This window comes from Flavobacteriales bacterium (genome assembly GCA_016712535.1).
In the GTDB taxonomy this organism is placed as follows: domain Bacteria; phylum Bacteroidota; class Bacteroidia; order Flavobacteriales_F; family PHOS-HE28; genus PHOS-HE28.
Window position 1 is genome coordinate 2126757 of sequence record JADJQW010000002.1, and the last position, 12866, is coordinate 2139622.

The following is a 12866-nucleotide window of genomic DNA, read 5'->3' on the forward strand; positions in this document are numbered from 1 at the left end:
GCAGGAATTGAAGGTGATGGATGAGATCCTGGATCAAGAGATCAAGCGCGCGGAAGCCGCTGGCGAGTGATCACCAAGCGATGAGACGCCCGGCAGCTGGCAAGCCATCCGACCATGCTCGCCAGAACAGGGGCCCGTTTCCAGCCCCCGTAGCCTTCATCCGGACAGCTCCGATCCCATCGGCGCTCGCAGTATGCAGTGTTCGGCCGAGGGCATCGAATAACTCGACCATCCTGAGCCCATGCCCTTCCCATGCCGCCCATCCACTCACGTGATCGTAGTGGAAACGCACGGCATTGGGCGTCCCGGGATTCTCTATCAGCCCAACCGGCAGCAGTTGCGCATCGATTCCGATCAGCAGCGGGTCATGGTCGCTGCTGCGGAAGGCATTGGCTTGATAGAATGCCGCGTTCGAATCCCGGTAGTCGAGGTTGGGTGGCTCATCGCTGTTGATGTGCCAGACAGCGGCGCCGGTGATGGCGTCAGCCATCGGACCAGTTGCGAAAGCATGGTCCAGCGACCCGAAGCGATTCGCGTAACCGAAGGAATAGGGCTGAGGGATTCCGGCAATCAGGTCGATGAGCCCGCCGGAACGCAGCCGATCAATGGGGTCCTCCTGGTCGTAGGAATTGAAATCGCCCACGACAAGCTGCCCAGGCACCCAGGTCGAAGCGCGCACCCCATCCCAGTGGCTGAGCAACTCGCCCATTTGTGAGCGCCGCCTGGCGTTGTAACAGCCTTGTCCGTCACCTTGGTCGAGATTCGATCCGGTTGCATTGTCGCACAATTTGCTCCGTAAGTGGACGCCGCTGATCAGAAAGCGCTTGCCACTTGCATTGGCCATGAAGCCCTGTGTGAGATGCGCCCGCTCGAAAGTGGAGGTGTTCAGCGAGTAGAGCTGTGTGATGGGCGTAAGGGCGGATGTCCGGTAAAGAAAGACCGTTCGCGTGAACGCTCCAGGCGCATCCTGATCGATCAGGGCGTAACCGCCGCCCATGGCGGTGTTGAGCGCAGCGAGCAGGTCATCCGAAGCGGCATCGCTGTTCTGCAACTCGCAGAGCACGAACGCATCGGCGGCCATGGCTTGCAAGGCGGCTACCAGCTTGGTGCGCTGGCGCAGGAGTTCGTTGGCCGTGCTTGCGCCGTTGCTGCCCAGGGAGGTGAAGTAGTTCTTCACATTGAACGATGCGATGACCAAGTCCCCTCCCACTTCCGGCACCGCTGGCCGCGCGGCATGCTCCAGGGGCACCACGCCGATAGGGTGGACACGGTACTCGCCGAAGGCGTAATGCAGGACGCCGGTTAGGCCGGTCACCGTGCTTCCGCAGCGGAGCGTGCCTTGCGCGCCGATCAATGGTAGTGGACTCGGGTAGGAATTCGTGCGTCCGTCGTCGAGCAGGATGGTGCTTCGCGCCTGCAGATCACTGAGCGCATTGATCTCCCCTACGTTGCTGGTTCCAGTACTGGTTGTACCCGAGGCGGGATTGTCGTTCGGGTCGGCAATGTCAGTGGGCGCAGACAATCGCGTCGGAGCCAGAACCAGCTCGCCGTATTGCGCCCAAGTATCGTTGCCATTGACCACGAGTTCCTGCTGGAAGCGCACCAGCATGCCTTCGTAGCGCTCCCAATCGGCGATTGCGGTCATAGGCAGGTTGATGCCGGTGGGCGACACCATGCCCGATCCGAGAATGGAAATGTTCGAGACCTGGGAGAGTTCCGTGAGTCCTTGGAACTCGATCACCGTGCCGCCCACGCTCACGCGCTGCCCTAAATTGATTCCCACGGTGTTCGGGTTGTACACGAAAAGACCATTGCTCGAGGCTGGGTCAGGATCACAGGCTGGGTCCTCGATGAAAAAGCCCTGTACCGTGCCGCTGCCGCTGAATATGGCTGTGACTATGCCGGTTGTCGTGATCGGCTGTCCCTCGAATGGGCTGCTCAGACCGGTTCCTTGGATGGTGCAGATCGGGGTTTGACCCTGAACACCATGCGCCAGCATCAAGAGAACCGCTGCAACCGCTTTCTGCATTACGCAAAGGACGGCATGGTGAAGGGGAACCGTGCGCGCTTTGCCGTTTGACATGAACATCCGCCGTTAATAACAAAAGGTACCTTGTAGTACATAGTACCAAGCGGAACATGCATCTTTGCCCCGCAACGAACCAACGCCACTAGAGATGAAGGTCGAGAACAGCAAGGCGCAGATGCGCAGAGGCGTGCTGGAATACTGCATCCTGAGCGTGCTCGCTCAGGGCGAGTTGTATCCATCTGATATCATCGCCCAGCTCAAGGATGCGCGCCTGATCGTCGTAGAAGGCACCTTATACCCTCTCCTTTCGCGGCTCAAGGATGGCGGATTCCTCACGTACCGCTGGGAGGAGAGCAAATCCGGCCCACCGCGCAAGTACTATAAGCTCACCCCAACCGGCGAAGGCTTCCTCGCGGAACTGGACCAGACCTGGGAAGAGCTCGCATTGGCCGTGAAGAAAACCACTCGCAAGAACCGATAGCCCCTCACCACCATGAAAAAGACATTCACAGCCAACGTCAGCGGCACCGTCTTCCATATTGAAGAAGATGCCTACGACCAATTGCAGCGCTACCTCAGCGGCATCCGGGCGCAGCTCGATGCCAACGCCGGCCGCGAAGAGATCCTGGCCGATGTGGAGGCGCGCATCGCTGAGCTCTTCGACGAGCGGCTCGACGGCAAGCGGCAGGTGGTCACCATAGACGATGTGCAGCATGTGATGAGCGTGATGGGCAAACCCGAGGACTACGGCGATGGCTCAGGTGCAACAGATGGTGCCGCAGCAGGCAATGCCAGTCAGCGCGGCTACAAGCGCTTCTTCCGCGAACCGGTCGATAAATGGGTCGGTGGCGTGATCGGCGGTTTGGCGGCCTACATCGGCATGGATCCGATCTGGCTGCGGATCATCATGATCATCTTCATCCTGCTTGGCAAGGGCACCCCCATCCTGCTTTACGTGCTATTGTGGATCCTGGTGCCCAAGGCCGAGACTGCTGCAGACAGGCTTCGCATGGACGGTGAGCCGGTAACCGTGGACAATCTGAAGCGGGCATTCGAAGATGGAGGGAAGAGAGTGGCTGACGAGGCACGCAACATGGGCAACAAGTGGGGGCAAGAAGCGAAGAGGCGTTCCGGTGCGGCAGCCGATGTGCTCGCTAAGCTCTTCGGAGCGGGCATCGTGCTCTTCGCCTTCAGCATGCTGCTTGGGCTGGTGAGCGCCGTTGTTGGCGGCACCTTTGGCTTATGGCACGCCACCTGGGGCAGCGACGATCTCGGTCTTCTTGATTTCGGTGCTCTCGTTTTCCAAACGCGCGAGCATGCGCTTTGGATGCTTGTGGGTGCATCGCTGATCTGCTTGATCCCCATTGTGGCCGTGCTGCTGGCTGGCTTCCGCTTGCTCCTGAACACGCGCACCCCAGGGTGGCTGGCTTGGTCCCTCGGATTGATCTGGATCGCTGCGGTCGTGCCCACCATCATTGGCGGCCTCTCCCTTGCTCGCGAGTTCCAGCGAAATGAGAAAGCTCGTGAAGCCATTACGCTCACTTCGCCGCAAGCCGACCTCCTTTACCTGGATGCGATCGGAGAGGGCACCGAAGGCGATGACCTGCGCTTCAGCTTCGATGACAACGATGACTTCAACTGCCATGGCCTTTGGATCGAAGGCGACAGCATCACCGCCGATTGGGCGCGTATCGACGTGGAGCAAAGCCCCGACAGCCTCTACCACCTGGTGATTGTGCGCGAGGCGTTCGGGCGCACAGCCAAGCTCGCCTCTGCCACAGCATCCGGAATCCGCGCCGAATTCCGCCAGGAGGGGGATGTTCTCCGTGTTTCACCTCTGCTCCGCTACGCACGATCAGAGAAGATCCGGGCGCAACAGGCGCGATTCACGCTTCTGGTGCCTGTGGGCAAGGGCGTCTTCTTCAGAGCCGGTTCGAAGCGGGTGATCCACGACGTCGACAACGTGACCGATACGCGCGATAGCCGCATGATCGGCAAGGCTTGGCGCATGACGTCGAAAGGGCTTGAAGAGGGCATGCCCGGCGAGGACCAGATGGATGCCGACGATTCGCCGAAGGAACGGGAACCGACCGAGGGGAATGTGAGCGAAGGCTCAAGCACGATCGAGGCCAGCGCGACAGCACCATTGCGCCTTCCTTCACTCCTGGGCCTTTTGCGCCTACCGGTCTGAGAGCACGGCGCGGTTCGCGAGGGGTTGCTATTCCGCGCCTAAGCGCCCTGCCATCTCGATGGCGGGGCGCCTTCATTCCCGATCATTCGATGACCAGGGTGCGCGTGCCCACCCGATCACCGGCAACCGCACGCAGGAAGTAGCTGCCCGCTTCGTAATCCGGGGGGATCGGAAATGCCACACGACCTGCTGCTGAGCGGACCGATTGTTCCAGGACAACCCGCCCATCGGCGCCGATCAATTGCAGCTGAGCTGTGCCGACGCCGTCCTCGAATTCAATGAAGGCCACCCCGCGCGCTGGGCTGGGCCATAGACGGAAGAAGCCACCGGCCGTCGCCGACTCCGGAACATGCACTTCAGTCAGTTCGCCGTCTGTCACGTTCACGGTCCAGCTGGTGCCGTTGCGCTTCTCGGTGACCATGGCGATCACCCGCAGGTTGGCGGCATTCCATTGCTCCGGCACCGTGAAGGTGTATTCGTGGTTGTAGGTGCTTCCTGCGGTGGTGGTGGCCGGAATCACCCCCGCCGTCCCGTCCGCGCCGCCGAGCACCTCACGCACCACTTGCTGATGCACGTACGGGCTCCCTCCTGCCACCTGCACGCCGCTGATGTTGTCCTCGAGGATATAGGCATTCACCACGAAGGCCCCCGTCTGCGCTGCGGTGAAGGTCACCGCCAGATCGACGGTTAGCAACCGTTGCCAGGCATTGAAGGCGGATGAGACCGTGATGCTCAATGGCGATACCCCCTGCTTGCGCTGTTCGGCGCGCGGCCCCCACTGATCGTAAGCGGCATCGTCGCCAAGGGTGCCGAACTCCTCCTGCTCCATCACGCCGGCTGGCGAGTAATCCGCACTGAACTGCTGCCAGTACGCCGTGCTGCTCGCGCTGGTGTATTCATCGCCATTGTGATGCTTGGCCACCACGATCAGCGGGTCGCCGTTGAGCGCATCGGTGGCGGCATTGGGCAATGGACAGAACTGGCACCAGGTGCCCGTATACTGTTCAATGAGCACGCTCTTCGTGGACCATGCGCTCAGCACGTCCACCGTGAAGTAAAGCGTGTCGTTGCTATGGTTCGAATCGCCTACCCCCACCACCCACATCTTCAATGTGCCGCCGCTGGCCGGGACATTGAACGCGGTAGGATGCGTGTAGGGCCAATACTGTCCGGGCAGTATCCCTGTTGTGCTCTGCGTATTACCCACTTGGACCGGCCCGCTGTTGAACCGCCAATCCACCCGGAAGGTGATCAGGGGCACCGTGCTTGACGCGTTCCGCACGCGGGCGCTCAGCGGCCACGGGTCGTTGGCCTTCCAGTAGCGCGGAACGAAGGCGGTATTGAGGTAGGCATCTTGCGCAAGCCCGAAGGCGGCATGCGCAATGAGCACGAGAAAGGTGATTCGGCGCATGGTGCGGAGTTGACGCGCCGAAAGTAAACCGCGGCCCGATGCCTCTACCTTTCAGGGCCGCAATGGAGCCCGCCTAGGTTGCAGTCCCATCTCATCATGAACATCGAACCCCGGAATTTGCCGTTGGCCTTCGGCCTCGCCCTGCTGCTGAATGCCTCGGTCTGCGTGCCCAGCATCCGTGGTGGGGCGCCGCAGGTGGAGGGAATCAAATTGCCGCCGGGTTTCAGCATCACGGTATTCGCGGATGGGGTCAAGAACGCGCGAGCGATGTGCTGGGGTGACAATGGGACCCTTTTCGTGGGCAGCCGAAGCGCGGGCGCGGTGCATGCCCTGCGCGATACCGACAACGATGGCCGCGCCGATGAGCGTTTCACCGTGTCCACGGGATTGAACATGCCTGTTGGCGTTGCATTCCGCGATGGCGCGCTCTATGTCAGCGCGGTGGACCGCATCCTCCGATGGGATGCCATCGAAGCGCGGCTTGCCGATCCTCCTGCGCCGGTTCTGGTAACGCAGGCCTTTCCGACGGATACCCATCATGGCTGGAAATACATCGCCTTCGGCCCGGACGGTAAGCTCTATGTGCCCGTTGGCGCGCCGTGCAACAGCTGCTTGAAGACGGACAGCGTGTATGCCTCTATCATGCGGATCGACCCGAATGGCGGAGATCGGGAGATCGTGGCGCATGGCGTGCGCAACACTGTGGGCTTCGACTGGCATCCGCGCACGGGAGAGCTCTGGTTCACGGACAACGGCCGCGATTGGCTCGGTGACGACAGTCCCGATTGCGAGTTGAACCGCATCGATCGCGCAGGGCAGCATTTCGGCTTTCCTTTCTGCCACGCCGGCGATGTCAGCGACCCTGAATTCGGCAAGGAGCGCGCATGCTCCGAATTCGCCCCGCCTGCCGCGAAGCTCGGCCCGCACGTGGCACCGTTGGGCATGCGCTTCTACACGGGTACCTTGTTCCCGGAGAAGTACCACGGGGCCATCTTCATTGCGGAGCATGGCAGCTGGAACCGCAGCACGCCCAGCGGGTACCGGGTTGTGGCAGCGTTCCCGCAAGCCGACGGCAGCGCCACGCATGAAGTCTTCGCCGAAGGCTGGCTTGATGGCACTCGCGCATGGGGCCGGCCCGTGGATGTGATCGTAGCGCCTGATGGTGCGTTGCTCGTGAGCGACGATGGCGCGGACATGATCTATCGGATCGGCTATGCGCCGCCGAAGAGCAATAAGCTGTGACCGATTGAATGGTCGGGCGTCTTCATGCCCGACCGCCGATGGAAGGGAGAGTCCAGAGGCTTTGGTCCGGAAGGCGCTTCGGCGCCTTCTGTCATTCCAGCCCTGCTCGGAACGGGCGCCGCGACAGCCAGGCCGCGCGCGACCATGCGCTCCTGTAAAGCATTTGGTAAACCGCCCATGCCACGATGGTGCCGATGGCTGAGCCCGTGGCCACATCTTGCAGGAAGTGCTGCGAGAGGTAAACACGCGCATAGCCGAGCAGGGCAGCGAACAGGGCGAGCCCAGCCCCCAGCCGGTGCCGTGCAAGGATCACCGCCAGTGCGAAGCACATGCTGAAGGCTGCTGTCGCATGCCCACTCGGGAAGCTATGGTGACTGTGCAGGTCGATTCCAGCGACCCACGACAGGTCCCCGAGCTGCTCGCGGAACATGCTTGGCCGATCCAGATGACTGAAAGGGCCATGCTTCAAGGCCTGGGCTACCAATGCACTCAGTCCGCAGCTCAAGCCCATGAGCAGGAACGATCGCCAAGTGCTGACAATCAAGAGCAGCAGGGCCAATGCGGTGGGCACCAGGCCATCAGCCAAATGCGTGAACAAAGCGAAGAACCGATCCGGAACAGGGCTGTGCCACGCGTTCATGGCGCGATGCATCTCGAACTTATCTCCGAGAATAGACCACACTGCCCCAAGGGAGAAGAGCATGGCCCAAATCGCCATGAACATCCGAACCGTTCGTTTCTCGTCGGCCATCGCTGCGAAGCTAGCCCCACATGGCCTGTAAGTTCGTGCGCTCACAGGATCCATGCGCGCATCCGGACCTCAAATCCTAGCAATTGCCAGCCTTGCATTCTCCATGCAAGCAACCGCGCAAGGCTTCGTGAACACCTATGGCGGGGCATTGGCCGACGACGCAGTGGGTGTCTCGTTGGGCAGCAGTGGATTCCACGTGGCCACACGGCGCTTCGCCGGACAGGGCAATGAATACCAAGCGGGTCTGCTCCAGCTCGGCACATCGGGAAGCGAGCAATCGTGGCTGCCCATCAGCATCGATGGCCGCAGTTCCTCCCATGCCATGGCCCTAGGGACAAACGGATCGGCCTTCATCGCGGGAAGTTCATTCGCACCGGGCCGCAGCGATCACGATGGCTTCGTGGCGAAGCTCGATCCGAATGGTGCCATGATATGGCTCACGCGGCCCAGCCTTGCCGGCGATCAGCAGTACCTCGCGGTTCATGGGCTGCCCGATGGCGGCTGCATCGCTGCGGGTGTGCGCGGGATCGGCGATGGCCACGACGCATGGATCACGCGACTCAATGCCTTCGGGTTGGTGCAGTGGCACCAGTCAGTCACGGATTTCTCCGACGTAGAGGCGCACGGCATAACCGTGCAAGGGGATGATGTGATGCTCACGGGCCGGCAGCTCAACTTCGGCGGAAGCACTGACGCTTGGATCGCGAGGCTGAGCCTCATGAACGGTGATCTTGTATGGTCCAGCTCGTGGGGAGGCGTGCGCAACGAGATCGGTCGTGCCATCGCCGCAATCGGACCCGGTGCATTCGTGCTGGCAGGCACCACCAACAGCGAGGTGCCCTACGACTTCAGTGAGGGGCGCCATAAGGACCACCTCTATCTGGTGGCCTTCGATCTCAACGGTGATTCGCTTTGGACCCGCGCCATTGGCGACACGCTCTGCGATCGCCGCTGTTTCGGCCTCGCTTCCGCTCCGAACGGTGATTTGCTGGCGTGCGGCGAGCACAGCGTTTCCTTGGGATCCACCGATGCGTGGGCAGTTCGTCTCACTCCGGATGGGGCTTTAATCTGGGAGCGTGCATGGGATCTGGGCAAGGAAGAGCGCTTGTTGGCACTGAGCGCGCTGCCCGATGGATTCATAGCGGCGGGCTGGTCCTTCGGTGCCGCTTCTCGGCAGGCCTTGGTGGTGCGCAAGGACCCCAACGGCTTCTAGCCCACATCCGGATGTTGGCGGATCCGTCCGCGATTACCCCGATCGCGGTATGGCAGAGGGCTTCTGTCGAAGAGAGCTTTGACCGCATCAATCCCTGCAGACCATGACCACCGGCAAGCGTTTCGCGCAGCGCACCAAGGATCACAGTGATGAACGCGTGCTCGATGCGCGCGCTCGAGCAGTGCTGAACGCGCTGCATGCCGAGCCCCGTGGCCGCGTGCTCCAAGCCTATCTGCGGGCCATTGGCCGGGCGAAGGGCTGATGCCTAGGGCAACTGCTCGTTGCGAACGCTCGTGGGCACGCTTCCTCCGATGTTCACCAGGATCGGGTCGCGGTCGTTGCCGAGCCCGATGTAGCGCACCATCCCATCCATGGTCACGTCGGCCATATGGTAGCCCATGGCAGTGCTGTTCGGGTTGGACCCGCCGATGAGCGTGAGGATCGGGTCTCGATCGTTGAGCTCACCGATGTAGCTGAGGCGGAGATCGCGCTGCACATTGCCGCACCAAAGGCCGCGCTTGCCGTTGGAGAAAGCGGTACGCGCGTCAGTCCCCCACGTGGGAACGGTGCCCAATGTGAAATCGGCACCGGCCTCAGCGGGGCCCAAGGCTATGCTTGACTGGCTCATCACGCCAAGGTGATTCCTGTGTCGTACGGCGACGAAGTAGTTGTCCGCCGCTACGCTGAAGATCAATCGTGCGTAACCATCAGTGCCAACGATATCGCCATCGCGCTCAAGCAACGCGCTGCGCGTGGCCATCACTTGCGATGGGTTGTTCTTGTTCCGCAATTCAACACGCACCCAATCCACAACGGCGTTCTTGCCGGACTGCGAAAGGCGCGCGTTCGTAGTGGACTCCCCTCCCCCGCCGACCTGTGGGAAGCCGAGCGCCTGATAAGGCTCGTTCAGCGGCACAAGGCCCAGTGCGCGGAGGTCATCGCGCATGAGCCCGGCTGCGCTATCATAAGCCCCTTGGAGGTTCACGCGCAGCCGCACGCTCGGCTGGCAATTCTGCCATCGCACCAAGGCATTGCCTGGCACGATGGTGCGCGTGCTGTTGCTTGGCGTCTGCCAGCGCACCGCGAAATGGTCGCCACCGCTGCCCTCCTTCTGCAGAAGCTCAACGTAGTAGTAGCGGCCGGCTACCAACGGAATCGCGTTGCTGACCTGGCTGGGGTATTTGGTGTATTCGGTCTCATTCGTCCAGCCGGGCACGTTGCAGATCATCTGCGCGAACTGCGGCTCAGCATTCAGGCTCATGTAGAGCACGCTGGCATCGTCGCTGGTGAGGGTGAAGGTGTAGTTGCCGGTTTGCGGCGCCACGATCCAGCCGCGCACGCGCGTGCCATAGTTGTTCGCGAAGTTGGTTGGCCCTTGGAATGAGGAAAGGCTGGAGCTTCCGGACGGACTATTCGGATAGTTCGGCGTGTTGATCAGGTCGCTCACGCTGCTGCCGGATACGTTGCTCCAGAATTCCCGCAAGAGGCTGCCAGCGGCTCCAGGGCATTGCGGCGGTAAGAAGCTGAGAACGCTGATCACTTTCACCGCAGTGCCGGTAAGGCCATCATTATCGGTCACGGTTAGCGTCACTTGGTGATCGCCGGTATCGGTGAAGGTCTTCGATGGCGTAGGGCTTGTGCTGCTTGTGCCATCACCGAAATCCCATGCATATGATACGATCTGCCCGGGATCGTAGCTCTGCGTGCCGTCGAAGGTCACTGCGAGGGGCGATTCACCACTGCTGGCGCTGGCCAGGACGATGGCCGTTGGTGCTATCGCGAAGCATCGCGGGTGAATCTCGCGCTGCTCGGTGGTGCTCAGCCCGCCAGCATCGGTGACGGTCAGGCTCACCACGTAGAAGAAGGTCTCGCCATCGCAGCCCACACCGCTGATCACGGTGCTCGAGCTCACGTTGTTGTCGAACGGCTCAGGGTGCGTGTGCGTGTTATGGTGAAGCGTAGTGCGCCAGGCATAGGTGAGCTGCGCAGGGCCGTGCTCCGGATCGGTCACAGCAGCTTGCAGTTGGAAAGTGGTATCGATGCCCACTGGATAGAACGCGGGCAACGGAATGCTGGTGATGTTGACCGCCGGCGGCGTGTTGTTCACGGAAACGATCAGCTGCTGAGTGGCCGTTTGCCCGATGTTGTCCGTGACCGTGAGCGTCACGGTGTAGGTCGTGGGCACGCCGGGCGGCGCATTGAATGTCCGTGACGGATTCGGGAGAGTCGAGTTGGGGCTGCCGTTGCCGAAGTTCCATAAGTATGTGAGCGCGCCGTTCTCAGGATCGGAGCTGCCGCCCGCGTTGAAATTCACGGTTAGCGGGCCTGGTCCGTACTGCACGCTCTGGGTGGCCACCGCCACAGGAGGCAGGTTCACGGCCAACGTGTAGCAGATCCGGCGCAGTTCATTGGTATTGTACTTCATGTACCAAACGCAGCCGTCGGGACCGGCACCGATCCAAACCACCGCGCCAAGTCCTGTTGCGAAATCATGCACGCTCACCGGCTGGTTCTGCTCATTGAACATGAAGCGGCGGATCCAGCCGCTCGCGTAGTCGCCGTGGAAGGTGCTGTTCTGGTAGCCCGCTGGCATGTTCTGACCGGCCATCCAGGGCCCACCCACAGCGCAGTTACCGCCGAATTGCGGACCGGAGACAGGTGAGCCGGATGCACCCAGGTCGTATGTCACCGCGGTATTGCCATCGAAGCTTCCGCATCGGCTCTGGTTGCCGTGAAGCCAATCGACCACGGGCCTTGAGTGGAAATGCGTCGGAATCGCGCTGGGAATCTGCACAGCGGGATTGCACGGATTCGGATGCCCGTTGAGGTGGATCGGCGTGTCCTGCTTCAAGAGGTCCTGGAAGCGCAGGTATTGGATCGTGCAGTTCACCCCATCATAGAGCGGATTCGGCACATCGAGGTTGGCCGTGAGCGCGTTCATGTACCCGGTGTGCGGTGTGAGGCCCTCGAACAGGGGCCAACCGAAGTTCATTCCGCCCTCATAGCACACATTCAGGTCCTCCCAGGTGCCCCATTGCACATCGCCGATGTAGATGACGCCGGGGTTAGCATCGACCGGGTTGGTGCTGCCGCTGTTGGGCTTAATGGTCGCCCGGTAAGGATTTCGCAGGCCTAGCGCGAATGTGCGCGATTGCGGTGAACGGGGCGCTGCCGGATTGTACCACGGGTTGCTGGGGATGCCGTCGCCCGTGGCTGGATCGATGCGGAGCAGCTTGCCGTTATGGCTTCCCAGCATCTGCGAGCGCAAAGCGCCTACATTCTCGGCGGGGCGGATGATCCCATCGACCAGCGCTTGCGACCAATAGGTATCACTGCTGCTGCCAACATCCACCACGTTGTAGCTGGCGCCATCGCCTACGGTAGCCAACAAGGTCCCGTCTGATCCGAACATGAGCGAGCCAGTGCTGTGCGATTCGTGCAGCAATGGCACGCCGGTGGAGCGCGTCTCTCCCACCAGCACCTGCCGTGTTCCGTAGTTCACCTCATTGAAGCTCGGTCCGATGGCTGTCCATCGCGTGATGCGCATGATGGTGGCAGCGTAGTACTCGTTCGTGTTGGCATTGTAGCTGCCCGTGCCATGATTCATCAAATGGTGCCGATCCACAGCGTACATGCCGTAGATGTGCCCATTGGTCGTGAAATTCGGATCCAAGGCGAAACCCAGGAATCCGTGGTCGCGCCAATCCCCTACCTCATCGCTGATGTTGAGCAGTGGATTCGGAAGCCGCACGCCATTCTCAACGATCCATACCTGACCGCGCTTTTCCCAGACGTATAGGCGCCCATTCGCATCCCAAGTTGCGCCTACCGGTGAGACCCAGCCGCCCATCACCAAGGCATCGCTGAAGTTGGGCTGGTAGGTCTGCGCGAAGAGGCCGATTGGCTGGGAATGCACCGTTAGCCAAAGGCCGAAAGCGACGAGTGTACGGGCGGGTGCAAGCATGGTCATTTGATGATGAATAGGCTTATTGAGCCGACGAAAATATCCTTCAAGAAGACCAATGTCAA

The 12866-nt window shown here is 61.3% G+C and carries 9 protein-coding genes; 5 read left to right on the top strand and 4 right to left on the bottom strand.

Annotated features, from left to right (window positions below; genetic code table 11):
- Nucleotides 1-70 precede the first annotated feature (70 nt).
- The gene (locus tag IPK70_08935) at nucleotides 71-2029 is read right to left on the bottom strand and encodes an ExeM/NucH family extracellular endonuclease (GenBank protein MBK8227283.1); all 1959 of its coding nucleotides are present in this window, start codon (nucleotides 2027-2029) and stop codon (nucleotides 71-73) included.
- 148 nt (nucleotides 2030-2177) lie between these two features.
- Between IPK70_08935 and IPK70_08940 the strand changes: the two genes are divergently transcribed.
- Nucleotides 2178-2510: a PadR family transcriptional regulator gene (locus tag IPK70_08940; GenBank protein MBK8227284.1), complete on the top strand. Its 333-nt coding sequence runs from the start codon at nucleotides 2178-2180 to the stop codon at nucleotides 2508-2510.
- Nucleotides 2511-2522: 12 nt separating this feature from the next.
- Nucleotides 2523-4220 carry a PspC domain-containing protein gene (locus IPK70_08945; protein MBK8227285.1) on the top strand — a complete coding sequence of 566 codons (1698 nt, stop codon included), beginning with the start codon at nucleotides 2523-2525 and terminating at the stop codon, nucleotides 4218-4220.
- Nucleotides 4221-4302: 82 nt separating this feature from the next.
- Here IPK70_08945 and IPK70_08950 read toward each other — a convergent pair whose 3' ends face one another.
- Nucleotides 4303-5631, bottom strand: a complete 1329-nt coding sequence (locus tag IPK70_08950) for an Omp28-related outer membrane protein (protein MBK8227286.1) — start codon at nucleotides 5629-5631, stop codon at nucleotides 4303-4305.
- A gap of 96 nt (nucleotides 5632-5727) precedes the next feature.
- Here IPK70_08950 and IPK70_08955 point away from each other — a divergent pair, with 96 nt between their 5' ends.
- A complete protein-coding gene (locus tag IPK70_08955) occupies nucleotides 5728-6873 on the top strand; it encodes a sorbosone dehydrogenase family protein (protein ID MBK8227287.1) in 1146 nt (381 codons plus the stop codon).
- Between the two features lie 91 nt (nucleotides 6874-6964).
- Here IPK70_08955 and IPK70_08960 read toward each other — a convergent pair whose 3' ends face one another.
- Nucleotides 6965-7624 carry a phosphatase PAP2 family protein gene (locus IPK70_08960; protein MBK8227288.1) on the bottom strand — a complete coding sequence of 220 codons (660 nt, stop codon included), beginning with the start codon at nucleotides 7622-7624 and terminating at the stop codon, nucleotides 6965-6967.
- A gap of 103 nt (nucleotides 7625-7727) precedes the next feature.
- Between IPK70_08960 and IPK70_08965 the strand changes: the two genes are divergently transcribed.
- Nucleotides 7728-8837: a hypothetical protein gene (locus IPK70_08965; protein ID MBK8227289.1), complete on the top strand. Its 1110-nt coding sequence runs from the start codon at nucleotides 7728-7730 to the stop codon at nucleotides 8835-8837.
- Between the two features lie 103 nt (nucleotides 8838-8940).
- On the top strand, nucleotides 8941-9099 hold the full coding sequence (locus IPK70_08970) for a hypothetical protein (protein ID MBK8227290.1): 159 nt from the start codon (nucleotides 8941-8943) through the stop codon (nucleotides 9097-9099).
- Nucleotides 9100-9102: 3 nt separating this feature from the next.
- Here the strand turns inward: IPK70_08970 and IPK70_08975 are convergent, their stop codons facing one another.
- Nucleotides 9103-12807, bottom strand: coding sequence for a PKD domain-containing protein (locus IPK70_08975; GenBank protein ID MBK8227291.1), 3705 nt, complete (start codon nucleotides 12805-12807; stop codon nucleotides 9103-9105).
- Between the last annotated feature and the right edge of the window lie 59 nt (nucleotides 12808-12866).

Excerpts from the sequence above, each read along its gene's own strand:
- IPK70_08935 (MBK8227283.1), bottom strand. The coding sequence starts at position 2,029 with ATGCAGAAAGCGGTTGCAGCGGTTCTCTTGATGCTGGCGCATGGTGTT.
- IPK70_08940 (MBK8227284.1), top strand. The coding sequence starts at position 2,178 with ATGAAGGTCGAGAACAGCAAGGCGCAGATGCGCAGAGGCGTGCTGGAA.
- IPK70_08945 (MBK8227285.1), top strand. The coding sequence starts at position 2,523 with ATGAAAAAGACATTCACAGCCAACGTCAGCGGCACCGTCTTCCATATT.
- IPK70_08950 (MBK8227286.1), bottom strand. The coding sequence starts at position 5,631 with ATGCGCCGAATCACCTTTCTCGTGCTCATTGCGCATGCCGCCTTCGGG.
- IPK70_08955 (MBK8227287.1), top strand. The coding sequence starts at position 5,728 with ATGAACATCGAACCCCGGAATTTGCCGTTGGCCTTCGGCCTCGCCCTG.
- IPK70_08960 (MBK8227288.1), bottom strand. The coding sequence starts at position 7,624 with ATGGCCGACGAGAAACGAACGGTTCGGATGTTCATGGCGATTTGGGCC.
- IPK70_08965 (MBK8227289.1), top strand. The coding sequence starts at position 7,728 with ATGCAAGCAACCGCGCAAGGCTTCGTGAACACCTATGGCGGGGCATTG.
- IPK70_08970 (MBK8227290.1), top strand. The coding sequence starts at position 8,941 with ATGACCACCGGCAAGCGTTTCGCGCAGCGCACCAAGGATCACAGTGAT.
- IPK70_08975 (MBK8227291.1), bottom strand. The coding sequence starts at position 12,807 with ATGACCATGCTTGCACCCGCCCGTACACTCGTCGCTTTCGGCCTTTGG.